The organism is Leifsonia shinshuensis (genome assembly GCF_013410375.1).
In the GTDB taxonomy this organism is placed as follows: domain Bacteria; phylum Actinomycetota; class Actinomycetes; order Actinomycetales; family Microbacteriaceae; genus Leifsonia; species Leifsonia shinshuensis.
Map to the genome: position 1 here is coordinate 3,430,445 of NZ_JACCFL010000001.1, position 24,951 is coordinate 3,455,395.

Sequence of the window (24,951 nt, forward strand, 5' to 3'; positions counted from 1 at the left end):
TCTAACCGGATCGAAGGGAACACGACGGATGTTTGTGCGCATCGGCAACACACCGCGCGATTACGCGTGGGGTTCCACCACGGCGATCGCCCACCTCCTCGGCACGACGCCGAGCGGGGCGCCGGAGGCGGAGCTGTGGCTGGGCGCGCACCCGGGCTCCCCCGCCCGGATCCTCGACCCGGAGCAGGCCGGCGGAGCCGCCGACCTCGCCCACTGGAGCGAGACCGCCGGGAAGCTCCCGTACCTCCTCAAAGTGCTCGCCGCCGCCGGACCGCTCTCGCTGCAGGCGCACCCCTCCTCCGCCCAGGCCCTGGCCGGGTTCGAGCGCGAGAACGCGGAGGGGCTGGCGCCGGACTCCCCCGAGCGCAACTACAAGGACCCGTTCCACAAGCCGGAGATGATCTTCGCGCTCTCCGATCCGTTCGACGCGCTCTGCGGGTTCCGCGAGCCGGCCGACAGCCGGGCGGCGCTCGAGCGGCTCGCGGGCGGCGACCCGGCTGTCGCGGCCTTCGCGGCCACACTCGACGGCGACCCGCAGCGGGCGCTGCGCGGCGCGACCGAGTGGCTGCTCGGGGGCGCGCCCGAGGTGTCGGCGGTCGTCGACGCCGTCGTGGCGGCCGCGGTGGCCGCCCGGGGCACGGCCGCCGACAGCGTCGACGCCGACACCGTGCGGCTGCTCGCCGAGGCGTTCCCCGGCGACCCGGGGATCGTCCTCGCCCTGCTGCTCAACCGGGTGGCGCTGCGCCCCGGCGACGCACTCTACCTCCCGGCCGGCAACATCCACGCGTACCTGCGCGGGCTCGGCGTCGAGCTGATGGCGGCCTCCGACAACGTGCTGCGCGGCGGCCTCACGACCAAGCGGATCGACGTGCCGGAGCTGGTGAGCGTCCTCGACTTCGCGCCGTTCGCGGTGACCCCGATGGTCAGGGAGCGGCCGGCTCCCGGCGTCGAGGAGTTCGTCCCGGACGTGCCGGACTTCCGGCTCGTGCGGATCGAGGTCGGCGGCGACGTGCCGTCGGCCTCGGTCGACCTGCCCGGCACGGCGATCGCGCTCTGCACCGCCGGGGAGGTCGAGCTCCGCGGCGCCGGGGGCGCGCTCCGGCTCTCCCGCGGCGAGGCGGCCGTGGTGACGGCGGACGAGCGCGAGCTGACCGTATATTCCGGCGGCGGCACACTCTTCCTGGCCACGCCGAACCGGTGAGTTATCCTGCGGGGGTGAGCAACCCGTCCCGTCCTGCGCCGCGACCGGCGTCCCTGCGCGACCGCATCGCCGCCGCGCGCGGCACGACCGGGACCGGGGCATCGATGTTCGCGGTGCTGCTGCTGTTCACGCTGTTCGCCGGGGACTTCTGGCGCAACCTGATCAGCTGGCCGGGCTACTTCGTGCTCGCGGGGGCGCTGGCGGTCGGCAGCGTCGTCCTCTTCCTGCGGATGCGGCCCACGGTCCGGTGGCGGAAGCTGCCGAAGTCGCTGGTGCTCTTCCTCGCGTTCGCCGTCGTCTCGCTGGCCTGGTCCGACTACCCCGGCGCCACCGCGCTCGGGCTCGTCGCGCAGTTCGCCACGACGGCCGCCGCGGTGTTCCTGGCGTTCTGCCTGAGCTGGCCGTCGCTGCTGACCGCACTGGCCAACGCGTTCCGCTGGATCCTCGGGCTGTCGCTGCTGTTCGAGCTGATCGTGGCGGTGTTCGTGCGCAAGCCCGTCCTCCCGCTCACGCCAGCGCAGCCGGTGCCGTCGCACATCCCCTCGGCGTTCTACTGGAGCCGCGACCTGCTCTTCCACGGCGGGCAGATCCAGGGCATCGTCGGCAACAGCAACCTCCTGGCGATGATCGCGCTGCTGGGGCTGATCGTGTTCGGCGTCCAGCTCGCCGACCGCAGCGTCCGCCGCGGCACGGCGATCACCTGGCTCGTCATCGCCGTCGTGGTGTTCGCGCTGACCCGCTCGTCGACCGTGTTCATCGCCACGGTGTTCACCGCCGTGGTCCTCGGCTTCGCGCTCTGGACGCGCCGCGCCGGACCCGAGCGGCGGCGGCCGGTGTACCTGACCGCCGCCGCCCTCGCGGTCGTGGTCGTGGTGTCGGTCGTGCTGTTCGCCTCGCGCATCCCGGTGCTGCTGGGCAAGAGCGAGGACCTCACCGGCCGGCTCACAATCTGGAACTCGGTCATCCACCTCGCCCAGGAGCGGCCGGCGTTCGGCTGGGGCTGGGTGAGCTACTGGGCGCCCTGGGTGGAGCCGTTCAAGAACCTCGCGGTCCGCAGCGGCGTCGTCTACCTGCAGGCGCACAACGCCTGGCTGGACGTCTGGCTGCAGCTCGGGATCGTCGGCCTGGTGATCTTCGCCCTGCTCGTGCTGAGCACGCTCTGGCGGTCGTGGTTCCAGGCCGTGGACCGGCCCAGGGTCGCCGTCGCCGACGACCTGCCGTACACCGCGCTCGCGCTCCTGCCGCTGCTGCTGCTCGCCGCACTGCTCGCCCAGAGCCTCGCCGAGAGCCGCATCCTCATCGAGGGCGGCTGGACACTCCTGGTGCTCATCTCCCTGAAGACCAAGCAGTCCGCCACGTAGGATTCTCTTCATGGCCCAACCGCGTCGAACCCTGGTGCCGCCCGCGGTCACCGAGTTCCTCGGATCGGCCAGGTTCACCTCCACGCTGGCCCTGCTGGCCGTGGTGACCGGCTTCTCGACGCACGCGATCCGCGCCGTGATCGGCTGGCCCGGCCTGATCGGCGTGCTCGGCACGATCGCCGTGCTCGCCGCCCTGTCGTTCATCGCCCAGCGCAAGCTCATCGAATGGCACGGCCTGCTGCCCATCTCGGCCCTGCTCTTCGTGGGCTGGTGCGCGCTCTCGATCATCTGGAGCGACTACCAGCTGGCGACCGTCGCCGGCGTGGTCTACCAGCTGCTGTTCGCATTCCTCGCCGTGTACATCGCGCTGGTGCGCGACGCCATCCAGATCGTCCGGGTGGTCGGCGACGCCCTCCGCGTCCTCCTCACGGTGTCGCTCGCGCTGGAGGTGCTGAGCGGCCTGCTGCTGGACATGCCCATCCGCTTCCTCGGGATCGCGGGCAACATCGCGGCGGGCGGCCCGATCCAGGGCCTGTTCGGCTCGCGCAACCAGCTCAGCATCGTCGCGCTCATCGCGTTCGTCACCTTCCTGGTCGAGCTGCGCACCCGGTCGGTGCGCCCGGCGCTGGCCGCGTTCTCGATCACCCTCGCGGCGCTCTGCATCCTGCTGGCGCACTCCCCCGTCATCGCCGCCGTCTCGGTCGTGGTGGGCTTCGCGACGCTCGCCCTCTACCTGCTGCGCAAGGTCCCGGCGAACCGGCGGACGCTCGTGCAGTGGGGGCTGGCGGTGGTCACCGTCGCGGCCCTGGTCGTCGCGTACATCTACCGCACGCGCGTGATCGACCTGCTCAACGCGCGCGCCGACTTCCAGGTGCGCTACAAGCTGTGGATCCAGATCTGGGAGCTCATCCCGATCAACCAGATCGCCGGCTGGGGCTGGACCGGGGCATGGCCGAGCGACGTGTACCCGTTCAACGCCATCCAGGACGCCACCGGCGTCTACCACGCAGACGGGCTGAACGCCTACCTGGACGTCTACCTCCAGGTCGGGTTCATCGGCCTGCTGCTGTTCGTCGCGCTGATCGCACTGGCCTTCAGCCGGTCGTGGCTGCTCGCCTCCAACCGCCGCAGCGTCGTCTACGCGTGGGCGCCGCTCGTACTCGTGGCGCTGCTGGTCACCAGCGTGTTCGAGAGCTCCATCCTGATCGAGTCGGGGTGGATGCTGCTCGTGATCTGCACGGTCAAGGCGTCGCAGGGCATGAGCTGGCGGCTGCGCCTGCCGCACCGCGAGGACGTCAGCGGCTGAACGCGCTCCGGTGCACCCGGATCCCGCGCACGAGCCCGGCCCAGAACACCGCCCCGAACGGGACGACGTACGTGAGGTAGGCCAGCACGGCCCGGCCCGGCGCGCGCCGCAGCGCCGCGACCGCGGCGGGGGCGAGGAGCCCGAGGACGACGAGCGCGAGCAGCACGACGACCAGCCACCAGAGCCCGGCGACGAGGGCGACCAGCAGCACCAGGAGCGCCAGCACCGGGACCACGGCGAGCGCGATCAGCACCGCGCTGCGCAGGGCGCTCGTCCCCGCGTAGCTGTCCACGAACAGGGTGCCGCGGTCGTAGGCGTGCCGCAGGAACCCGCGGACGGTGATCCGCGGCCGGTACAGCGCGCTGAACCCGGGGTCGAGCCGGAGCGGCCGGCGCTCGGCGACGAACCGCAGCAGCTTGGTGTCGTCGGAGACCAGGTCGGCGTCCTTCTCCGGCCATGCCGCTCGGCAGGCCTCCACGAACAGCGCCTTGTCGATCACCAGGCAGCCGGTCCCCTTGGGCACCCGGTCGAAGTTCTCCGGCGTGATGTCGGTCGGCGCGGGATGGGCGAGGTAGTCGCCCCAGAAGATGTGGGTGGGCACCTCCCAGAACCGCCCGACCAGCGGAGCGGACGGATCGGTGGGCACGTGCCCGACGTGCACCTGGCCGGCGGGCAGCCCGCGGTCGGCGACCTCCAGATACGCGAACGCGTCCGGGTCCATGAGCAGCCGGGAGTCGAAGATCAGCACGCGCTCGGCGCGCGCCGCCTGCACGCCCTCCCAGCGCGCGAGGAAGCGCCCGCGGTTCTCCTGCGAGACGACGCGCAGCGGCACCGGCGACCCGGCGGCGAGCCCGGCGAGCACGGCGGCGGTGTCGTCGGTCGATCCGTCGTCCACGACGACGATCTCGGCGCGCAGCGAGGAGCGGCCGAGGGCGGTGGTGAGGGAGCCGATGGTGGTGGGGAGCCATGGGGCGGAGTTGTAGGAGGCGATGACGATGCTGAGGTCGGGCGCGCCCGCGTCGGGCGCGGCCTCCGCTGTCGGCTCCGGGGTCGGCACGGAAGCGTCGGTCACCTGGGGTCTCCTTCGGTCGGGACGGCGGACAGCGCGCCGGAACGGTCACGGGATCCCGCCCGCAGCGCGAACAGATGGATCGCCACCCCCACCGCCGGCCCCGCCGCCAGCGCCAGCGCGGCGCGCGGGGCGAGCGGGAGCGGGAGGAAGAGCAGCGCGAGCGTGATCACCGACGCGGCCACCCAGCCTGCCGCGTACATCCCGTGCTTGCCGCGCGCCAGGACGGCCGCGCCGCTGACGCTGAGCGCGCCGATCAGGGCCGCCGAGCCGACCAGGGCGGTCAGCGCGCCGGGGGCCAGGTCGAACTGGGGGCCGAACACGGCCTTCATGACCGGGAGGCCGAACAGGTACGCGCACAGGCACATGACCGCCGCGAGCGCCGCGATGCCGGCCATGATGGCCGTGAGAGTGCGGGCGACCTGCTCCGGGTGGTGGGTGAAACGGCTCACCAGGAAGCTGGACAGCGCCGTGAGCGGCACCAGGATCGGGGCCCGGGTGAGGGTGACCGCGAGCACCAGCGAGCCCAGCCCGGCGTGGCCGGAGCCGGTGGCGAAGAACGAGAGGACGAGCGGGAATCCGTTGATCAGCACCGCCGTCGCCGACGCGGCCAGCATCGTCCGGCCGGTGTTGGCGGCGAGCGAGCCGAAGCTCTCGGAGACGGTCACCCGGCCGAGGATGCGGCGCGGCGCGGACGCGACCACCGCCAGCAGCGACAGCGGGAACGGCAGGATGACCGCGAGGGCGAGCAGCCAGAGCGGGCCGCCGGCCGCCAGCGCCACCAGCACGAACACCACGCGGAGGATGCCATCCAGGGAGATGATCGCGGCGAGCTGCCGCCACAGGCCGGCGCCGGCCAGGATCCCCGACGCCGCGGCCACCAGGCAGTTGAAGCCGGCGCCCACCGCGACGAACCAGGCCAGGCCCGCGTTCGCCGGGCCGAGCCCGGACGGCGCCCAGAGCGGCGAGGTGGCGAGGACGACCAGCACCACCACGGCGGCCAGCGCCGGCGCGAACGTGGCGAGGGAGGTGCGCGGCCCCGGCGTGCGAGGGTCCGCAAGACTCCCCGGATCCGTCTGGGCGACGGCGCGGGTGGCCTCCTGCTGCACGCCGAACAGCACGCCGACGACGAGGAACAGCGCCGACCAGAACACCGAGAACACGCCGTAGCCCGCGGCCCCGGCCTCCACGAAGACGCGCCAGGTCACCACGTAGCCGGCGAGGCCCGAGACGACGGTCGCGGCGAGCAGCAGGGGCACGGTGGTCCGGGACGACCCCGACGCGGCCGGGGCGCCGTCCTCGCCGGGCAGCGGCTCGTTCAGCGGCTCGTAGCTGGTGATGCCGTCTCCTTGCGGCTCGTGCGGAGCATGCTCCAGTGGATCACGTACAGCGACGCGAACACGAACAGGCCCACCGCGCCGTTGCCGATCAGCCACAGCGTGAGGTCGGGCAGCGCCAGCTGGGCGACGACCCACTGCGCAACGGCGGCGAGCGCGAAGACGGCGAGCGCGGCCTTCGACGCCGCCGCGGTGATCCGCACCAGGATGCCCTGCGCGAGCGCCCACGGGATCCAGGCGATCGAGAAGCCGACGACGATCTGCGCGGTCTGCGCGTAGTGCGAGCCGAACAGCAGGCCGACGATCCACGGGCCCGCGATCGAGACGAGGCCGAACATGACCAGTCCGGTCAGGAGGGTGATCGCGAGGATCACCGTCACGCCGAGGTTGGTGAGCGCGGCGTTGCCGCGGCTGCGGACGAACCGCGGCAGCAGGTACAGCGAGAAGGTGGCCGGCACGATCAGGGTGGTCTTGATGAGCACCGCGGCGGCGGCGTAGGCGCCGGCCGCGTTCTCCGGCGCGAGCGCGCGAACGAACACCACGTCGGCGTTGGTCAGCCAGGCGAAGCCGATCGTGAGGAGGAGCACGACGGTGCTGCTCGCCGTGAAGGCGCGGCCGTGCAGCGGCAGGGTCTCCCGCCGCGCCTGCCAGCCGGCGCCGATCGCGCCCGCGAGGGCCGTGACCACGAGAATGAGCAGGATGGCCGTGGTCTGCGCGCCGAGCAGCACGGCGACGAGCGCGAGCACGGCCTGCGCGACCTGCGCTCCGGTCGACCACCAGACGACGGCCCGGGAGTCGCCCGCGCCCTGCAGGCGGCCCTGGGCGCGCGCGAACAGGAAGTTCGGGATCATCGCCGCGGCCGTCAGCACGACGATCCACACGCCCGTGGCGCCGGGCGCCGCGAGGGTCGAGGCGAGCAGGAACACGCCGATCGTGCCGATCCCGCCGAGGACGAGCGCCTCGATCAGCGAGCCGTCCGGGCGCCGGCGGCCGGGGACCAGCGGCGCGGCGGGAGCGTGCAGCGCCGACTCGTGCAGCGCCTCGGCCGTGGTCACCGCGACGGAGTTGCGGAGCGCCGAGCTGCCGATGGCGGCCACGTTGATGAGCGCCAGCGCGGCGGCCAGGAGGCTGTACGACGCCGGGCCGAGCCCGCGGATCGTGATGATCTGGAACGCCGTGGTCGCCAGGATGCCGAGGCCGCTGACGAACGCGATCTCGACGAGCGCCCTGCCGTGCCGGGCGACGAGGCCCGGCTCGCGGCCGGGCGCTGCGGCGGGCGTTCCGCTAATGGCCGTACCCTCTGGCGATGAGGTCGTCGACGATGATGTCGGACGGCGAGTGCTCCGGGCGCTCCAGCCCGTGCCGCATCGACTCGTAGTCGGAGAGGAAGCCGGTCAGCCGGCCCAGGTCCCACTCGGAGAGCACGATGTTGCGGCCGATGCCCTCGCCCTGCTCCGTCGTCTTGCGGTGGATGAGCGTCGGCAGCCCGAGCAGGGCGCTCTCGGCCTGGATGCCGCCGGAGTCGGTGACGACGAACGAGGCGCTCTTGAGCATCTCGACGAACGCGTCGTGGCTGAGCTTCGGGATGATCGTGATCCGGTCGCCGCCGGACTTCGCCAGCGACTTCTCCAGCGTCTCGCGGTTGTAGACGTCGACGATGAGCCGCAGCGGGACGGGGCTCTGCTGGAGCGATGCGATCGTGTCGTCCACGAGCTGCGGGTTGGAGATGAACTCGTAGCGGTGCAGCAGGACGACGCCGAACGGGTCGTCGGCGGCGCCGGCCTGGTCGCCGTGGTCGAGCACCGCGTCGAGGGCGGTGTTGCCGTAGGTGTAGACGACGTTCTTGCGCTTGGCGAGGTTGCGCGTGGCCTCCTCGGACGGCGTGTAGTGCACGGTCGCCATCGTCCCGACGATCCGCCGGTCGAGCTCCTCGGGGAACGGGTGCCGCCAGTTGCCGCTGCGCAGTCCCGCCTCGATGTGCGCGCACGGGAGGCCGAGGCGCTTGGCGATGTAGGCGCCGACGACGCTGGTCATCGTGTCGCCGTGGACGACGATCACGGTGTTGTCGGGCAGCGTCGCCTTGAGCCGCTTGCGGTTGCGGCGCAGCCAGCCCGCGATGGTCGTGCCCCAGGTCAGGACGTCCTTGCTGCCGCGCAGCGGACGGCCCTTGGCGCCGTGCGCGATGACGATGTCCGGCTCGCCGAGCCCGAGCTGGCCCATGACCTTCACCAGGGCCTCGGTGTGCTGCATCGTGATCCACTGCTGCGTCTGGACACCGCGGTCGCGGAGGCGGCGGATCACCGGGGCGATCTTGATCGCCTCCGCAGTGGTTCCGTAGATGAAGACGATCATGTGCTGCTTCAGGGGCCTTCTGGGTCGTGGGTCGCGGGTGGCGGACGCACCGGGGACTCCGCCAGGAGTGCGTCGCGGGGTGCCGGCCGCGGGTGGTTCAGGACGCTCGCTCCGGCCGGAGCCACGGACCATTCAACCATGAGGATGCTGAATATCCCCACAGCCGCTGCACGGAGTCGGGACCGGCGGAATGATACCTTCTTGCAGGACCGTTTTCGCCCGGGGGGCCGACATCGAGGCGGGAGCACGCCCGATGCGCGCACCACCCGGCGATCCGGCCGGCGCCCGTCCGGCCCGGCCGTGTTCAGGAGGAGGAGCCGTGTTCGTAGCGGAGGACGCCGATGTCTCGGCGGAGGCGACCGTCGGCGACGGCACGAAGGTGTGGAACCTCGCCCAGGTGCGCGAGGGCGCAACGATCGGCCGCGACTGCATCATCGGCCGCGGAGCGTACATCGGCTCCGGCGTGGCGGTCGGCGACGGCTGCAAGATCCAGAACCACGCGCTCGTCTACGAGCCGGCCGTGCTCGAGGACGGCGTCTTCATCGGCCCGGCCGTCGTCCTGACCAACGACACCTACCCGCGCGCGGTCAACCCGGACGGCACGCTGAAGTCCGCGGCCGACTGGCACCCCGTCGGGGTGACGGTGCGCACCGGCGCCTCCATCGGGGCCCGCGCGGTGTGCGTCGCCCCGCTGACGGTCGGCGCCTGGGCGACGGTGGCGGCGGGCGCCGTCGTCACCAAGGACGTCCCCGACTTCGCCCTCGTCGCCGGCGTCCCCGCCCGGCGGATAGCCTGGGTCGGGCGAGCGGGCGTGCCGCTGGCCTCCGACGGCGACGACTGGGTCTGCCCACAGACTGGAGAAAGGTACAGAGAGCGCGGAGACGCTCTCGAGATCATCGCATGACCGACACGACACTCATCCCGGCCGCCCGGCCGATCATCGGCGACGAGGAGCGCGCGGCGGTCGACGCCGTGCTGCGCAGCGGAATGCTCGCGCAGGGCCCGGAGGTCGCCGCCTTCGAGTCGGAGTTCTCCGCCGAGCTCGGCGGAGGCCGGCCCACCGCCGCGGTCAACTCCGGCACGTCCGGCCTGCACCTCGGCCTGCTCGCTGCGGGGATCGGCCCCGGCGACGAGGTCGTGGTGCCCTCCTTCACCTTCGCCGCGACCGCCAACGCCGTCGTGCTCGCCGGCGCGACCCCGGTCTTCGCCGACATCGACCCCGCGACGTTCAACCTGGACGCGGCGTCGGTCGAGAGCGTCATCGGCCCGCGCACCGCCGCGATCATGCCGGTGCACCTGTACGGCCACCCGGCCGACATGGCCGCGCTGGCCGCCGTCGCCGACCGGCACTCGCTCGCCGTCTTCGAGGACGCCGCCCAGGCCCACGGCGCCACCATCGACGGCCGCCAGGTCGGCACTTTCGGCCGCTTCGCGATGTTCAGCCTCTACCCGACCAAGAACATGACCTCCGGCGAGGGCGGCATGGTCGTCTCGGCCGACGAGGCCACCGACCAGCGCGTCCGGCTGCTCCGCAACCAGGGCATGGCGCGCCAGTACGAGAACGAGGTCGCGGGCTTCAACGCGCGCATGACCGACCTGCACGCCGCGATCGGCCGGGTGCAGCTGCGCAAGCTCGCCGGCTGGACCGCCGACCGCCGCCGCAACGCGGGCCGCCTCGACGCCGAGCTGGAGGGCGTGGTCACTCCCCCGGTCGCCCCGGGCGTCGAGCACGTCTACCACCAGTACACGATCCGGGTGGCCGAGGACCGCGACGGCTTCGCGCGCGCCCTGCGCGAGGAGTACGGCGTCGGCACCGGCGTCTACTACCCGACGCCCGTCCACCGACTGCCCTCGTTCGCGCAGTCCGACGACCTGCCGGAGACCGAGCGCGCCGCGGCGACCGCCCTGTCCCTCCCGGTGCACCCCTCGCTGACCGACGCCGACCTCGACCGCATCGTCGACGCCGTCAACCGCCTCGCGAAGGCGGGCAGCTGATGGCCGGGCTGCGCTACGGCGTCGTCGGCCTCGGCGTGATGGGACGCAACCACGCCCGCGTCCTGCGCGAGCTGGAGGACGTCGAGCTGGTCGGCGTCGTCGACCCGTTCGCCGCGCACGACGACCGCCTCGCCGTCCCGGTCCACGCCGAGCTGGACTCGCTGCTGGAGGCCGGGATCGACGCCGCCGTCGTCGCGGTTCCCACCACCATGCACGTGGAGGTCGCCCTCCGCCTCGCGGAGGCCGGCGTCCACGCCCTGGTCGAGAAGCCGATCGCGGCGGACCTCGACGGCGCGCACCGGATGACGGAGGCGTTCGCCGAACGCGGGCTGGTCGGCGCCGTCGGCCACATCGAGCGGTTCAACCCCGCGCTGCAGAACCTGCGCACGCGCCTGGAGGCCGGCGAGCTGGGCACCGTCTACCAGATCGCGACCCGCCGCCAGGGGCCGTTCCCCGTGCGCATCGCGGACGTGGGCGTGATCAAGGACCTCGCCACCCACGACATCGACCTCACCGCCTGGCTGGCGCAGAGCCCGTTCCAGACCGTCTACGCGAGCACCTCCCGCCGCAGCGGGCGCCCGCACGAGGACATGGTCGCCTTCAACGGGCACCTGCACGACGGCATCATCACCAACCACCTGGTGAACTGGCTCTCCCCGATGAAGGAGCGCGTCACCGTCGTGACCGGTGAGCGCGGCGCGTTCGTCGCGGACACGATCAGCGGCGACCTGACCTTCTACGAGAACGGCACCGTCGAGACCGAGTGGGACGCCGTCACGGCGTTCCGCGGGGTCGCGGAGGGCTCGGTCATCCGCTACGCCCTCAAGAAGCGCGAGCCGCTCCGGATCGAGCACGAGGCCTTCCGCGACGCGATCGTGAACGGCACCCCCGGCATCGTCACGATGGCGGAGGGCACCACGACCCTCGGCGTCGCCGAGGCGGTCGTGCGGTCCGCCGCGGAGGAGCGCGAGATCGCCATCGAGTCCGTGCTGGACGAGAATCGGGCCGGCCGGTGACCGACGCCCCGACGGTCGAGGCGCCCGTCAGCACGCCCCGGGCCCGGCCGCGCCGCTGGCGCGTCATCGTCGCCGCGCTGCTCCCCGTCGCCCTGTTCTTCGCGCTCGTCTCCTGGGCGTTCGCCTCCCCCGTCGGCGCGAGCCCGGACGAGGACTACCACCTCGGCAGCATCTGGTGCGCCCAGGGCGACCGCGCCGGCTTCTGCGAGTCCACCTCGGACCCGGGGGTCAAGCTGGTGCCCAAGGCCGTCACGATGGCCGCCAAGTGCTACGCGTTCCGCGCCGACCTGAGCGGCTACTGCCCCGCCGCCGACTCCCAGCAGCTCGAGAAGAGCAAGCGCGGCACGTTCAACGACAACGGCTACCCTCCGCTGTTCTACGTGACCATGAGCGTTTTCGTCAGCCATGACACCGCGGCCTCCGTCCTCGCCATGCGCACACTCAACGCCCTGCTGTTCGTCGGCATCCTGACGGCGCTGTTCCTGCTCCTGGAGCCGCGCAGACGCGGGATCGTGCTGTGGGGCGGCCTGATCGCGCTGGTGCCGTTCGGCATGTTCATCATCCCCAGCGTCAATCCGTCCGGCTGGGCGTCCATCTCCGCCGCCACGCTGTGGCTCTCGCTCGTCGGCTTCTACGAGGCGAGGACGCGGGGCAGACTGATCGGCTTCGGCGCGCTCGCGCTGCTGACCACGCTCATGGGCGCCGGCGCCCGGTCCGACGCCGCGACGTACTCCGTGCTCGCGATGATCGTCGTGATGGTGCTGAAGGCGGAGCGCACCAAGCGGTTCTGGCTGCTGTCGCTCTGGACGCTCGTGCTCGCGGTGATCTGCGTCGCGTTCTACCTGTCCGGCAGCCAGGGCGGCGTCATCAACCCGGAGAGCGCCACACCGCTGAGCGGGCGCGCCACGCTCCACCTGGCGATGATGAACCTGCTGATGCTCCCGTCGCTCTGGACCGGCACGCTGGGCACCTGGGGACTCGGCTGGCTCGACACGATGATGCCCGCCATCGTCTGGATGCCGTCCATCACGATCGTCGCAGGCGTCGCGTTCGGCGCGCTCCGGTTCGCCGACCTCCGCAAGTCGATCGTCGTCGCGCTCGTCGGGCTCGCCCTGATCGTCGTGCCGCTGTACGTGCTGGTGCACGACCGCATCCTGGTGGGCGCCGGCGTGCAGCCGCGCTACATCTACCCGCTCATCCTGCTGTTCGTCGGCCTCTGCCTCTGGGGGCTCAACCGGATCGGCATCGGGCTGTCCGGCTTCCAGCTGATCCTCATCGTCGGCGCGCTCTGGCTCGCGAACCACATCGCGCTCTACACGAACCTCCGCCGCTACGTGACGGGCGACAATGCCAAGGGGCTCAACCTGGACGCGGGCACCGCCTGGTGGTGGTCGGGGCTTCCGATCGGGCCGATCTGGGTCTGGGGGATCGGCTCGCTCGCCTTCCTGATCGTCCTGGCGGCCGCCGCCGCGCTGTCCTGGCCACGCGACACGTTCGGCCTGCGGAGAGGGCGCGCCCGGCAGCTCGTGGCGTGACCTCACAGGCCGCCGTGCGAAGATAGGAGGACCCGACCCGCCAGCGGCAGCGCGCCGATTCTTCCACGACGAGAGCTTTCCCCCCCAACGTGACGATCGACATCATGATGCCGTTCTACGGCGACCCCGCCCAGCTGCGGGTCGCCGTCCAGAGCGTCCTCGACCAGTCCGACCCGGACTGGCGGCTCGTCGTCATCGACGACCAGTACCCGGACCCGAAGCCCGGCGAATGGGTGCGCTCCCTGGACGACCCGCGCGTGCACTACCTGCTCAACGAGAGGAACCTCGGGGTCAGCGGCAACTTCTCCCGCTCCCTCGACCTGGTCGAGAGCGAGCACTTCGTCCTGATCGGCTGCGACGACGCACTGGAGCCCGGCTACGTCGCGCGCATGGCCGACGCCATCCGGCAGTTCCCCGGCACGTCCTACTTCCAGCCCCAGGTGACGGTCATGTCGGACCGCGGCGACGAGATCCTCCCGCTCTCCGACCGGGTGAAGCGCTGGACGCGCCCGTCGCGCTCGCGCGCGTCGGTGCTGCGCGGGGAGCCGCTGGCCGTCAGCCTGCTGCGCGGCAACTGGACCTACTTCCCGTCGATCTGCTGGCGCACCGACGCCGTGCGCGCGGCCGGCGGCTTCGACAGCCGGTACGACATCGTCCTGGACCTCGCGCTGCAGCTCAGCATCATCATGGACGGCGGCTCCCTGGCGCTGCTGCCCGAGGTGGAGTTCCGCTACCGCCGGCACGAGGCGAGCGTGTCGTCGTCGGCCGCGCGCTACGGCGGCCGCTTCGACGAGGAGCGCCGGTTCTTCAACGACGTCGCCGTCCGGCTCGAGGGGATGGGCTGGAAGCGCGCCGCTCGCGCGGCCCGCCGCCACGTCACCAGCAGGCTGAACGCCCTCACCAAGCTCCCCGGCGCGATCCGCGGCGGCGACGCCGAGGGCCGGGACACCCTGGTCCGCCACATCTTCAGCAACCGGGCTCCCCGGTGACCGACCATTCAGAACGTGTCTAGTATCGTGAACGCCATGCCCGACCGCCTCGATCGAACGCTCATCGTCATGCCCGCGTTCAACGAAGAGGCCACCGTCGCCGCCGTCATCGCAGAGGTGCACGCCGCCCTGCCGACGGTCGCCGTGCTCGTCGTCGACGACGGCTCCACCGACCGCACCGCCGAGGAGGCCAGGGCGGCGGGAGCGCTCGTCGCCCGCTTCCCGTTCAACATGGGCGTCGGCGGCGCGATGCGGCTCGGCTTCCAGTACGCGGTCGAGAACCACTACGAGGCCGTCGTCCAGGTCGACGCGGACGGGCAGCACGATCCGACCGGCGTCCCCGCCCTGGTCGCCGCACTCGACGACGCCGACATCGTGATCGGCGCGCGCTTCGCCGGGCAGGGCGACTACGAGGTCCGCGGCCCGCGCAAGTGGGCGATGCGGCTGCTGTCGTCCGTGCTGAGCCGCATCACCGGCGCCAAGCTCGACGACACCACGAGCGGCTTCAAGGCGAGCGGCCCCAGGGCCATCGCCATGTTCGCGCAGAACTACCCCGCGGAATACCTCGGCGACACCGTCGAGGCCCTCGTGATCGCCGCGCGCGGCCACCTGCGCGTCACCCAGCTCCCGGTCTCGATGCGGCCGCGCTCCGGCGGCACCCCGAGCCACAACCCGGTGAAGTCGGCCGTCTACCTGGGCAGGGCCTTCCTGGCGCTCGTCGTCGCGCTCCTGCGTCCCCGCGCCGCGAACAAGGAGACCTCGACAGCCTGATGTCCCTCACGACCTACATCTTCGGCATGCTCGCCGCGCTCTTCACCCTCGCGGTCGTCGTCGACCTGCTGCGGCGCGGCCGGATGCGCGAGCGGCACGCGATCTGGTGGCTGCTCGCGGGCGTCCTCGCGCTCATCATCGGCATCTTCCCCGGCATCCTGGACTGGTTCGCCGAGCTGATCGGCGTCGGCGCCCCGGTCAACCTGGTGTTCTTCGTGAGCATCGCGGTGCTGTTCCTGGTCTGCATCCAGCACAGCACCGAGCTCACCAACCTCGAGAGCAAGACGCGCACGCTCGCCGAGCGCAGCGCGCTGCAGCAGCTCGAGATCGAGGAGCTGCGCGACCGGATCGCCAAGCTGCCGCGGAACGAGGAGTAGCCCGATGTCCGGGCCCCGCGACGCCGGCACGGCGGCCCGCCTCCGTTTCCCCTGGCGCGCGACGTTCGTCGTCTGGGCGCTGCTGTCCGCGCTCTCCGCCGTCTGGGCGCTGGCGACGCCGATCGGCGCCTCGCCGGACGAGCCGGCGCACATCGTCCGGGCTGCGAGCGTGGCCAGGGGCCAGATCGTCGGGACGCCGTCGCCCGACGGGCACGTCGTCACGGTCCCGGAGTACATCGCGCTGACGCAGAAGGACACCTGCTTCGCGTTCAAGCCGGATGTGACGGCGAACTGCCCGGTCGCCGCGCCGGCCGCGCCGGGGGCCCTCACGACCGCCACGACGACGGCGGGGCTCTACAACCCGCTCTACTACGCGGCCGTCGGCTGGACGAGCCTGCTCTTCCACGACAGCGGCGGCATCTACGCGATGCGGCTCGTCAGCGCGGTCATCGCCTCGCTGTTCGCCGCGCTGGCGTTCGGCGTCCTGCGCACGCTCCCGGGCCGCCGGATCGCGGCGCTCGGGTTCGCGGTCGCGATCACGCCGATGACGCTCTTCCTCAACGCCTCCGTCAACCCGAACGGCATCGAGGCCACGGCCACGCTGGCCGTCTTCGCCGGTGTGCTCGCCGTGGTCATCGACCGCCGTCCCGGCCTGATCTGGCACCGCGCGGTCATCGCCGGCGTCTCGGGGATCGTCGCGGTCAACGCGCGCGGCCTCTCCCCGCTCTGGGTGTTCGTCGCCGCGGTCCTGCCCCTGGTCCTGCTCAGCGGGCGAGAGCTCGGCGCCCTGCTCCGCCGGCCCGCGGTGCTGACGGCGATCGGCGCGATCGCGGTGGGCGCCGTCGCCGCGCTGGCGTGGACGCTCGGCAGCAACTCCCTCCTCAACGCGGTCGACAACCCCGACCAGACGCCGCAGCACTACGCCGGCGTCGGCACGAACCCGCTGACCGGAGCCTGGCTGACCCTGACCCGCACCGTGGAGTTCGCGCATGGCGTCGTCGGCATCTTCGGCTGGCTGGACACGCCGGCCCCGGCCGAGGTCTACTTCCTCTGGGCGGCGCTGGTCGGCCTGATGCTGCTCGCCGCCTTCACTCTGCTCCGCCGGCGCCGGCTGCTGCTCGCCGGCCTGCTGCTCGGCGCGTTCCTGCTGCTGCCTCCGATCGTCCAGGGCGTCTACATCACCGGCGGCGGCCTGATCTGGCAGGGCCGCTACAACCTGCCGATGTTCCTCTGCATGGTCGTCGGCGTCGGCGTGCTGCTGGGCGAGTCGGTCCTCGAGGGCGCGACGGGACCCGGGCACTGGACGACGGCGCCGTGGGCCTCTGTCACCTGGCGGCGGCTCGGCTGGATCGTGGCCGTCGCGCTCGCGTTCGGCCAGTTCTACTCGTTCGAGAACACGCTGCGCCGCTACACGGTGGGCATCGGCGGCTCGCTCAAGCAGATGCTGGTCGGCTCCTCCCCCTGGACTCCACCGGGAGGGGCTGCCGCGCTGCTGGCGCTGTTCGCCGGGCTCTGCGTCGTCGGTGTGTGGCTCACCCTCCGCGAGGCGTTCGGCCCGCGGGCGCCGAAGCCCGCGCCCGCGTTGGTCACACCGGCTGCAACAGGTCTCGAATGATGTCGAGCCTGCCCCGGCTCGCGTACCGCGCATAGTCGCCGCCGAGCGCCAGGCGCAGCGTCGGCAGGAACCTCCGCAGCCGCGACGCCGGGAACGCGGCCCGCGTGCGCTCGAACTCGGCCTTGGCCGCGGCCGCTGCGACATGGCCGCGCGGGACGTCGGCGGCCTCCGCCAGCCGGTCGCGGAGCACGGCCGACCGGCTCGCCAGCCGGAGGTTGCGGTCGCCGCGCGTGCCCAGCACGCGGGAGACCTTGTGCCGGAGAGTCGGGTCGCCCGCGCCGATCTGGTTGGCGTCGTGCCTGCGGTACCGGGTGAGCACCCGCTCGGTCAGGTCCAGCCGCTCCCGCGCTGCCGCCTGGATGGCCAGCCACTCGTCGTGCACCCACTCGGCCGGGAAGGGCCGGGAGAGCGCCAGGAGCTCGCGCGCGATCGCCGAGGTCGCCCCGGTCGCCAGGTTGCGCCGCAGGAACACCCCGAAAGCGGCTCCGGAGTGGACGGCGGCCCGCTCGGCCTCGCCGACCTCCAGCGCGCCGAACAGCGTGCCGCCGGCCGGCGTGCCCGCGTCGTCGATCAGCGCGGCGTCGGAGTGCAGGAACAGCAGCCCGGGCCGGGCGGCGAAACCCTCCTCCAGGCGCTGCAGCTTGTCGGGCTCCCACTCGTCGTCCTGGTCGCTCAGCACCAGAAGGTCGCCGCTGCACGCGGCGAGCGCCGCCTCGAAGTTCGCGGTCACCCCGAGCGGCTCCGGGTTGCGGAGCACGATCAGCTCCGGCACCGCGCGCCCCGCGAGCCGGGCCTGCTCGAACGCGTCCACCACGACCGCGACCGTCCCGTCCGCCGACGCGTCGTCGGAGAGCACCAGTTCGTCCGCCTGGCGCGTCTGGTCCAGGATGCTGGCGATCTGGCGTCCGACGAACCGCTCGCCGTTGTGGGTGCAGAGCGCGACCGAGATGGTCACGTCAGCGCCTCCCGAGCCGGCTTCTCACCTTGGTGACGACGACCTTCGGGCCGCCGTTCTGCAGGTAGTGGAAGAACAGCCCGACGTCGTGGCGCAGGCCGTGCTTCTTGCGCCGCCGGGTGGTGCGCCGCGCGGGCGACCCGCCGGAGACCACCCCGCGCGCGACCAGGTCGGCGGCGTGCCGCGGGTCGGCGGCGAAGGCGGTCAGCGGCTCGAGCACGGTGCCCCAGAAGTAGCGCTCGCGGACCCGCTGGACGTTGCGCTTGGCGGCGCGGATGAACTTCTCGTCGAACAGCACCGTCTCCAGCGCGGCCGCGAGCGCGTCGACGTCCCCGGACGGGACCACGACGCCGAGCTTCTCCTCGGCGACGAGCTGGGCGAAGTGGTCGCCCTCGGTCACGACCATCGGCAGGCCGGCCCATAGGTAGTCGAGGATGCGCGTGCGGAACGAGAACGTCGTCTCGACATGGGCGAAGTGCGTGCTGACGCCCGCGTCCGCCTCGGTGAGGTAGTTCTGCCGGTCGGCGTAGTCGACCCAGGAGTCGTTGAAGAACACCGAGCGGCCGAGGACGCCGAGCTCGGACGCCAGCGCGCGCGACTGGGCCACGATCCCCATCTCGGGGACGCCGGGGTGCGGGTGCTTGGTGCCCTGGAAGAACAGCCGGACGTCGTCGTGGGTCTCGGAGACCTTCGCGACGGCGCGGATGAGCGAGGTCGGGTCGAACCAGTTGTAGAGCCCGCCGCTCCACAGCAGCACCTTGTCGTCGGCGCCGATGCCGGGCAGCACGCCCTTGAGCACCGAGCGCTCGTGCACCGGCGGCTGCTCCGAGAGCCCGAACGGGACGACGGCGATGAGCCGCTCGAGGTCCGGGTCATCGGCGTAGTTGGCCGGGTTGATCCGGCCGAGCGCGGCGAGCTGGCCGAGGTAGAAGTGACGCTGCCGCTCGGAGGCGCAGAGGAAGAAGTCGCCGCGCTCCAGCTGCTCGTTGAGCACGTCGGTGGCGTCGAGGACCTGCTTGTCCCACTGCGCGGCGCCGAGCTCCCTGCCCTGCTCCAGCTGTTCGAGGTGCATCGGGTCGTAGATGTCGGCGACGACGATCTTGTCCGTGGTCCGGAGGCTGTCGAACAGCGCCATCGCGAGGCCCTGGAAGACCACCACGTCGGTCTCCTGCTCGAAGCGCTTCATCGCCCGGTCGTCGCCCGGCCGCACGTGCGCGATCTCGAACGGGGCCGACATCGGCTCGACGCCGGCGAGCGAGACGAGGGTCACCAGGTTGTCCTTCGCCAGCGCCTCCGCCATGCTCCAGGCGCGGATCGCCGGGCCGGCCATCTTCGCGCCGAGCGGGTCGCCGGTGACGATGAGGACGCGCGTCACCGCGGGGCTCTCGGTCACCGGGAAGGCGTTCGCGAGCTTGTCGTAGCCCTCCAGGTAGTGCTCGTCGGTGTAGGACGGCGCGTCGGTCTCGCCGAACAGCGCCCAGATCCGGCTGTCGGAGACCACGCGGGAGGCCTGCACCGCCTCGCGCGCCTCCACCAGGCCGGGCAGGTTCTCGACGAACTGGTCGATCGCGTACACCGCGGCGACCGTCTCCTTGGATATCTCCATCGTGGGGTCGTTGGAGGCGCCGGCCCGCAGATCGAACGACGCGGAGTCCAGGCCGCCCTTGGCGACGCCGCGGCGGACGGTCAGGGCGAGCGTGGCGGGGAGCAGATCGTCGAGCGCCTCATCGCCGAGGTTCTTGAACATCGTGTAGAGCGCGTTGCGCTCCAGCAGGTACGACTCCTTGAAGGCGCCGAAGGACGACATCGACGCGTGGTGCTTGTGGAACGCGAGCGAGTCGGGCTCGTAGACGAAGCGGTGGCCGAGCAGGTTGAGCCGCCAGCCGAGGTCGACGTCCTCGAAGAACATGAAGTAGCGCTCGTCGAAGCCGCCGAGCTGGTCGTAGACGCTCCGGCGGACGAACATGGCCGAGCCGGTGCCGAACAGCACGTCCTTCGTGCGGTCGGGGGTGGCCGGGACGGGCTGGGCGGTCAGCGGCTTGTAGCCCTGGCCGAACCAGGTCATCGCCGAGCCGATGTAGTCGACCTTCTCGCCGTCCCAGTCGAGGACGCGCGAGGCGACGGCGCCGACGCGCGCGCTCTGCTCGAAGCGGCCCACCGCCGCGCTGATCCAGGCGGCGTCCGGCCGGGCGTCGTTGTTGAGGAAGGCGACGTACTCGCCGCTGGACGCCGCGACGCCGAGGTTGCAGCCTCCGGCGAAGCCGAGGTTCTCCGAGGACTCGATGAGCCGCACGCCCGGGGCCTCCCGGCGGATGCGCTCGGCGCTGTCGTCGCCCGAGGCGTTCTCGACCACGATGATCTCGAGCCGGTCCGCCGGCCAGTCGATCCGGCCGAGGTGCTCGATGGCGGAGAGCGTGTCGTCGGTCCCCCGGAAGTTCACGAGGACGACGGAGACGACTCCGGAGCGCTGTTCGGGCATGGGGTCCTTTCGCTTGCTGCGGCGGCCAGCCTACCAAGGGCACCCGTCGATCGCCCGTCAGCCGGGCCCGCCGCCCGGGCCTCGCAGGCCCGCCGCGCTATGCTTGCTGCGGCCCGACCGGCCCGATCCGCCCCGACCGCATCCACTCCCTGCGAGGTCCGCCCTGATGAACCCCGAGCCTGCCGTCCAGACGGGACCGACCGCCTCCGGAGGACGCCAGGCCCCGGGCGAGCGCCCCGCTCCCCGCGGGCGGCTGGGCCGCTTCCTCGCCGCGCCGGCGCTGGCCCCCATCGTCCTCGTCATCGCGGCGCTGCTCGTCGGGATCGTGCACGTCCCTCAGCACAAGACCCTGTCGCCGATCGACGAGTACACCTACATCGACTACCTCTCGAAGGTGCCGACCGAGGGCTACGTCCACCGCGGCGAGCAGACCGGCTCGTACGCACGCACGCAGCTCGGCTGCCGCGGCCTGCGCCTGCTGGCGCCGTCGCCGGACGACCGCTGCCAGGTCTCCGTCGCCGCCGACAACGGGCGGTTCCCGTTCGGCGGCCGCACCAGCGCCGACATCTACTCGCCGGCGTACTTCATGGTCACCTGGACGCTCGCGCAGCCGCTGACCTGGTTCGGCGTCGGCCTCACCGACGCGGGCCGCGCCGTCGGCGCCCTCTGGCTGGCCGTGGCGGCCGTGCTCCTCTATCTGTCGCTGCGGCGGCTCAAGGTGGCCGCGCTGCCCGCGTTCGGCACGGGCCTGCTCATCATCGGCTCGCTGCCCGCGTACTGGTCGAACACCTACATCAGCACCGACGCCACCGCCCTGCCGGCCGGCGCGCTCATGCTCTACCTCGCCGTGCGCCTCGACCTGAAGGGCAAGGGCGTGGTCTGGTTCGCCCTCGCCTCCGCGTTCGTGACGCTGCTGAAGGTGCAGAACCTCGCCGCGGTCGCGGCGGCGGCCCTCTTCCTGCTGCTGCGCGCCGGCATCGCCGCCTACCGGGAGCGGCCGTCGCGCTGGGGCTGGATCGGCCGCGGGTTCCGCGATCCACGGGCGCTCTCGGCGATCATCGGCGTCGTCGCAGGCGTGGTGGCGCAGCTGCTCTGGCTCGGCCTCCGCACGGCGACCGCCGTCGGCCCGTCCCCGGACATGGGCGCCGTCCCGCCCCTGAGCATCACCCAGCTGCTGTCGCAGGCCGGCCTCTTCCTCGGCGGCGCCTCCGCGGGCGTCGGCGACACCGGCACGGTCCTGCGGGCCCCCGGCCTGCTCATCCAGCTGGTGACCACCTGGCTCGCCATCGCGGGCACCATCGGCCTGCTGATCGTGTCCCGCTGGGGCCGCAGGCGCGCGGCGATCGCGCTCGGCGTCTTCATCGCCGTGATCGTGTCGGCTCCGCTGCTCACCATCGCGACCTACGTCACGCTGGGCACGTACCCGTTCCCGCTGCCGTCGCGCTACGGGATCTCGCTGCTGCCGCTGACCCTGGGCTGCGCGGCGCTGCTGCTCCCCCGCCGCCCGGTCCCCGGCGCGCTGCTCGGCGCGGCAGGCGTCGTCGTGTTCCTGGCGTCGATGGTGGTGCCCGCCGGCTGAGCCGGCGGGCCGCACCTCGTCTCAGGGGGCGATCCACTCCGGAGCGGAGGTGGGGATGGCCGTGCCCTCGGGGTCCGCGAGGAAGTCGTAGATCCCGTCGAGCGCGACGTCCCAGTCGGAGTGCGACCGGTCGATCGTCTCCGTGCCCGCCGTGGCGATGTCGCGGCGCAGCCGCGCGTCGACGATCAGCTGCTCGATGCCGGCGACCACGTCGTCCACGGTCATCATGGTCGTGCGCGCGTTCTCACCCGAGCGGAACAGCCAGCGGAACCACGGCGAGTCGGGAACCACCATCGCCACGCCGCTCGCCATCAGCTCCAGCGGCAGATACGACGGATGCCGGGAGATCTGCATGGTCACGCCGATGTCCGTCGTGCGGTAGAGCCGGCCGGTCGCCCGGTAGTCGAGCAGGCCGAGGTCGAGGAAGTCGGCGCTCGGCGGCAGGTACTTCGCCCCGGCCGCGATGATGCGGACGCCGTCGCCGTGCCGCCGCTTGATCTCGCTGAGCGCGGCGAAGACCAGCTCCCAGCAGTTGCGGAAGTGGTCGCGGGCGTAGGCGAAGATCGTCAGCGGCTCGTCCTCGCCCTTCTGCCGCCTGCCCTCGGGATGGAAGATCCCGCGGTCGACCGCCGGCGTGAAGTAGGTGGCCGTGCCGCGGTACCCGCCCGCGTAGATGTCGTGCATGCTGCGGGTGTTGCAGATGCCGTACAGGCCGAGCCGGTAGGTCTGCTCCGTCATCGCGAACATGGTGCTCGCCGGGTAGAACGAGGGCTCGTAGTCCTGCACGAGGTAGAACTTGCGCGGCGTCCCCGGCGTCTTGGCCACGTCCCGCGCCGTCAGCCAGAACGTCGCGATGGCCGCGTCGGCGGGCGGGATCGCGGCCAGGCCCTCGTCGGTGCCGTAGTAGTTGGTCACCAGCGCGTCCGCGAGCGCGGGGAAGGCCGCCGCGATGGCGGACGAGTAGAACTCGTCGTGCGGGTGGCCGTTGACGAAGAACCGGTTCTCGACGCCGTGGTCGCGGCGCAGCTTGTCCGCGATCCGCAGCGCCGTGTTCACCCCGCCGAAGAACGGCAGGTCGAAGCCGGGGAGCAGCCAGTTGACCGTCCGGACCTCGCGGCGCCCGGTCGTCGACCGGTGCGTGTCGAGCACCGCGGCCACCTCGGCGGCGGAGATGTCGGCGATCGGGAGCAGGCTGGTGGCGTCCTCCGAGATCGTGGACTGCTGCTGCGCGCTGGAGGTGAACGGCCGGCCGAGGCCCGCGAGCGCCAGCTCGGTCGGCGTCGGGTCGTCGGCCGCCGCGAAGCGCGGCACCGCGGTGAGCCTGCACACGTTGGGCGAGATGTACGGGTCGCCGCCGGCGATCCAGGGCTGGTAGCGCCAGTAGCTCGCGAACGAGTCGGCCCGCGGGGCGTGCGCGCCGCGGGTCAGCGACTCGAAGTGGCGGACGGCGTCGAACGGGATGACCGCGTTGCGGCGTCCCCGGATGACCTGGTCCAGCCCCAGCACCACGTCGCTGCCGGTCAGCTGGAAGCGCTGGTCGAACCCGCCGACCTCCTCGAAGTGCTCGCGCCGGATGCCGACGCAGGCGCCGGTGACGGCCAGCGAGTCGCGGTACCAGCGCACCGGTCCCATCAGGGTGTCGTCGTCCGGGTCGAGCCCGGCGAACAGGTTCGCGGCGAACCCGCCGGGGCCGATCATGACGCCGGCGTGCTGCACCAGCCCGTCCTGCGTGCGGTGCTGGAAGCCCACGGTGCCGACGCCGTCGCGCAGCAGCAGCCCGACGAGCTCGCGGAGCCAGCCGGCGTCCACGATCTCGGTGTCGTCGTTGAGGAAGACCAGGACGTCGCCCTCGGTCTCGCGGGCGGTCACGGTGTTGACGCGCGAGTAGTTGAAGGGCTCCTCCGTCCACCAGACGTGGCGGAGCGGGAAGCCGGGCTGCAGCGTGGCGTACCACTCGTCGTTGTCGTCGGACGCGCCGCCGTTGTCGACCACGGTCACGTCGAAGGTCGGGTAGTCGGTGGTCACCAGGCTGGTCAGCAGCCGCTCGAGGTTCGCGCGCGAGTGCCGCGACGGCACCACGATCGACACCGTCGGCCACTGCTCCTGCTGGAAGCGCACCCGCACGACGCCGTTGACGACCTCCGCGGTCGCCGGCTCGCCCCGCGCGGTCAGGACGGCGGCGACCATCGCCGCGTCGGCGTCCCGGATCGCAGGGGTGGCGCCCTCCGGCTCGGACAGCAGGACGTGCGGGACGAGCCCGACCGTGTCCTCGGCGAACTCGCCGGAGAGCAGCAGCCGCCACACCCCGTGATCGTCCACGGCGCCGGACGGGACGTCCCGCGCGAGCTCGGAGCGGATCGCGAACGCGCGGCCCAGGTAGTTGGCGCCCAGCAGCATCTCCGGCGACCAGGCCGGCCGGAAGCGCGGCTCGATCCGCTCGCCGTCGCCGGCCAGCGTGTCGGCGTCGAACGCGACCAGGGTCAGCACCGGGTCGACCCGGTAGCGCTTGGCGATCTGCTCCAGCGCGTGCTCCCGCAGCACCGAGCCGGCGCGCAGGAACAGCACGAATCCCTCCGTGGCGCCGTCGAGCGCGTCGCGCATCGGCGTGCCCGTCGTCACGACGAGCGTCCGCGCCCGGGCGGAGCCCTGCGAGCGCACGCTCTCCGCCGTCACGGCCACGGCCTCGGCGGCGGCCTCGTCCGCACCGGCCGGCGCCTCGATCAGCACGAGGAAGTCCGTCGCCGGGGCGTCGGGCAGCGGATCCAGCTCGGGCTGCTCGGCCAGCCACTCCGCATAGTCGGTCAGTCCCGGTCCCTCGCGCACCGGCTCCGGGGCGGGCTCGACCGGCCACACCCCGTCGCGGAAGGCCCTGGCGGCGTCTTTGCTCGCTCGAAGGGTCTTCCCCACTGTCGTCCCGGGTGCGACGACGGTGCGCAGCGCCTTGCCGGCGCCATCCATCCATGAAGTCATCCGTGCCAGTGTATCGGCGGGCCCGCGACCACCCGGTCCAGGAC

At 72.3% G+C, this 24,951-nt stretch carries 19 protein-coding genes; 12 read left to right on the plus strand and 7 right to left on the minus strand.

All coding sequences use genetic code 11. The features are described from left to right. Positions 1-28 precede the first annotated feature (28 nt). From manA to HNR13_RS16675, 3 genes are read left to right on the plus strand one after another with little or no spacing between them, the layout of a single operon-like run. A complete protein-coding gene (manA, locus tag HNR13_RS16665; RefSeq protein ID WP_179607595.1) occupies positions 29-1,201 on the plus strand; it encodes a mannose-6-phosphate isomerase, class I in 1,173 nt (390 codons plus the stop codon). A gap of 14 nt (positions 1,202-1,215) precedes the next feature. Then, the gene (locus tag HNR13_RS16670) at positions 1,216-2,562 is read left to right on the plus strand and encodes an O-antigen ligase family protein (RefSeq protein WP_343063591.1); all 1,347 of its coding nucleotides are present in this window, start codon (positions 1,216-1,218) and stop codon (positions 2,560-2,562) included. A gap of 10 nt (positions 2,563-2,572) precedes the next feature. Next, positions 2,573-3,868 (plus strand): O-antigen ligase family protein, encoded by a 1,296-nt coding sequence (locus HNR13_RS16675; protein ID WP_179607598.1) that lies wholly within the window; start codon positions 2,573-2,575, stop codon positions 3,866-3,868. Here HNR13_RS16675 and HNR13_RS16680 read toward each other — a convergent pair. The 4 genes from HNR13_RS16680 to HNR13_RS16695 form a co-directional block, all read right to left on the minus strand. Continuing rightward, positions 3,858-4,940: a glycosyltransferase family A protein gene (locus tag HNR13_RS16680; protein WP_343063592.1), complete on the minus strand. Its 1,083-nt coding sequence runs from the start codon at positions 4,938-4,940 to the stop codon at positions 3,858-3,860. The genes HNR13_RS16675 and HNR13_RS16680 overlap by 11 nt on opposite strands. Continuing rightward, positions 4,937-6,196 (minus strand): polysaccharide biosynthesis protein, encoded by a 1,260-nt coding sequence (locus HNR13_RS16685; protein ID WP_179607600.1) that lies wholly within the window; start codon positions 6,194-6,196, stop codon positions 4,937-4,939. Before HNR13_RS16685 ends, HNR13_RS16680 begins: the two co-directional genes overlap by 4 nt. 59 nt (positions 6,197-6,255) lie before the next feature. Continuing rightward, complete coding sequence (locus HNR13_RS16690; RefSeq protein ID WP_343063593.1) at positions 6,256-7,371, minus strand: MATE family efflux transporter; 1,116 nt, start codon at positions 7,369-7,371, stop codon at positions 6,256-6,258. 187 nt (positions 7,372-7,558) lie between these two features. Next, positions 7,559-8,626 (minus strand): UDP-N-acetylglucosamine 2-epimerase, encoded by a 1,068-nt coding sequence (locus tag HNR13_RS16695; protein WP_179607602.1) that lies wholly within the window; start codon positions 8,624-8,626, stop codon positions 7,559-7,561. A gap of 319 nt (positions 8,627-8,945) precedes the next feature. On the opposite strand from HNR13_RS16695, the gene HNR13_RS16700 reads away from it, so the two are divergent. The 8 genes from HNR13_RS16700 to HNR13_RS16735 all read left to right on the plus strand — a co-directional run bounded on the left by HNR13_RS16700 (position 8,946) and on the right by HNR13_RS16735 (position 16,924). Next, positions 8,946-9,530, plus strand: a complete 585-nt coding sequence (locus HNR13_RS16700; protein ID WP_343063594.1) for an acyltransferase — start codon at positions 8,946-8,948, stop codon at positions 9,528-9,530. Beyond that, positions 9,527-10,621, plus strand: coding sequence for a DegT/DnrJ/EryC1/StrS family aminotransferase (locus tag HNR13_RS16705; protein ID WP_179607605.1), 1,095 nt, complete (start codon positions 9,527-9,529; stop codon positions 10,619-10,621). The genes HNR13_RS16700 and HNR13_RS16705 overlap by 4 nt, the downstream gene beginning before the upstream one ends. Continuing rightward, complete coding sequence (locus HNR13_RS16710; protein WP_179607607.1) at positions 10,621-11,637, plus strand: Gfo/Idh/MocA family protein; 1,017 nt, start codon at positions 10,621-10,623, stop codon at positions 11,635-11,637. Before HNR13_RS16705 ends, HNR13_RS16710 begins: the two co-directional genes overlap by 1 nt. Then, on the plus strand, positions 11,634-13,172 hold the full coding sequence (locus tag HNR13_RS16715; protein WP_179607609.1) for a DUF2142 domain-containing protein: 1,539 nt from the start codon (positions 11,634-11,636) through the stop codon (positions 13,170-13,172). The genes HNR13_RS16710 and HNR13_RS16715 overlap by 4 nt, the downstream gene beginning before the upstream one ends. Before the next feature lie 89 nt (positions 13,173-13,261). Further along, a complete protein-coding gene (locus HNR13_RS16720; protein ID WP_179607611.1) occupies positions 13,262-14,161 on the plus strand; it encodes a glycosyltransferase in 900 nt (299 codons plus the stop codon). A 36-nt stretch (positions 14,162-14,197) separates the two neighbouring features. Beyond that, positions 14,198-14,932 (plus strand): glycosyltransferase family 2 protein, encoded by a 735-nt coding sequence (locus tag HNR13_RS16725; RefSeq protein ID WP_179609583.1) that lies wholly within the window; start codon positions 14,198-14,200, stop codon positions 14,930-14,932. Continuing rightward, on the plus strand, positions 14,932-15,309 hold the full coding sequence (locus tag HNR13_RS16730) for a DUF2304 domain-containing protein (protein WP_179607613.1): 378 nt from the start codon (positions 14,932-14,934) through the stop codon (positions 15,307-15,309). The genes HNR13_RS16725 and HNR13_RS16730 overlap by 1 nt, the downstream gene beginning before the upstream one ends. A 4-nt stretch (positions 15,310-15,313) precedes the next feature. Continuing rightward, the gene (locus HNR13_RS16735; protein WP_179607615.1) at positions 15,314-16,924 is read left to right on the plus strand and encodes a DUF2142 domain-containing protein; all 1,611 of its coding nucleotides are present in this window, start codon (positions 15,314-15,316) and stop codon (positions 16,922-16,924) included. On the opposite strand, the gene HNR13_RS16740 is transcribed toward HNR13_RS16735, so the two are convergent. Continuing rightward, on the minus strand, positions 16,896-17,879 hold the full coding sequence (locus tag HNR13_RS16740; RefSeq protein WP_179607617.1) for a glycosyltransferase: 984 nt from the start codon (positions 17,877-17,879) through the stop codon (positions 16,896-16,898). The two genes, HNR13_RS16735 and HNR13_RS16740, sit on opposite strands and share 29 nt — an antisense overlap. 1 nt (position 17,880) lies before the next feature. Next, positions 17,881-20,358 (minus strand): glycosyltransferase, encoded by a 2,478-nt coding sequence (locus HNR13_RS16745; RefSeq protein ID WP_179607619.1) that lies wholly within the window; start codon positions 20,356-20,358, stop codon positions 17,881-17,883. Between the two features lie 166 nt (positions 20,359-20,524). Here HNR13_RS16745 and HNR13_RS16750 point away from each other — a divergent pair, with 166 nt between their 5' ends. Further along, the gene (locus tag HNR13_RS16750) at positions 20,525-21,937 is read left to right on the plus strand and encodes a hypothetical protein (protein ID WP_179607621.1); all 1,413 of its coding nucleotides are present in this window, start codon (positions 20,525-20,527) and stop codon (positions 21,935-21,937) included. 21 nt (positions 21,938-21,958) lie between these two features. Here the strand turns inward: HNR13_RS16750 and HNR13_RS16755 are convergent, their stop codons facing one another. Beyond that, a complete protein-coding gene (locus HNR13_RS16755; RefSeq protein ID WP_179607623.1) occupies positions 21,959-24,907 on the minus strand; it encodes a rhamnosyltransferase WsaF family glycosyltransferase in 2,949 nt (982 codons plus the stop codon). Positions 24,908-24,951 lie beyond the last annotated feature (44 nt).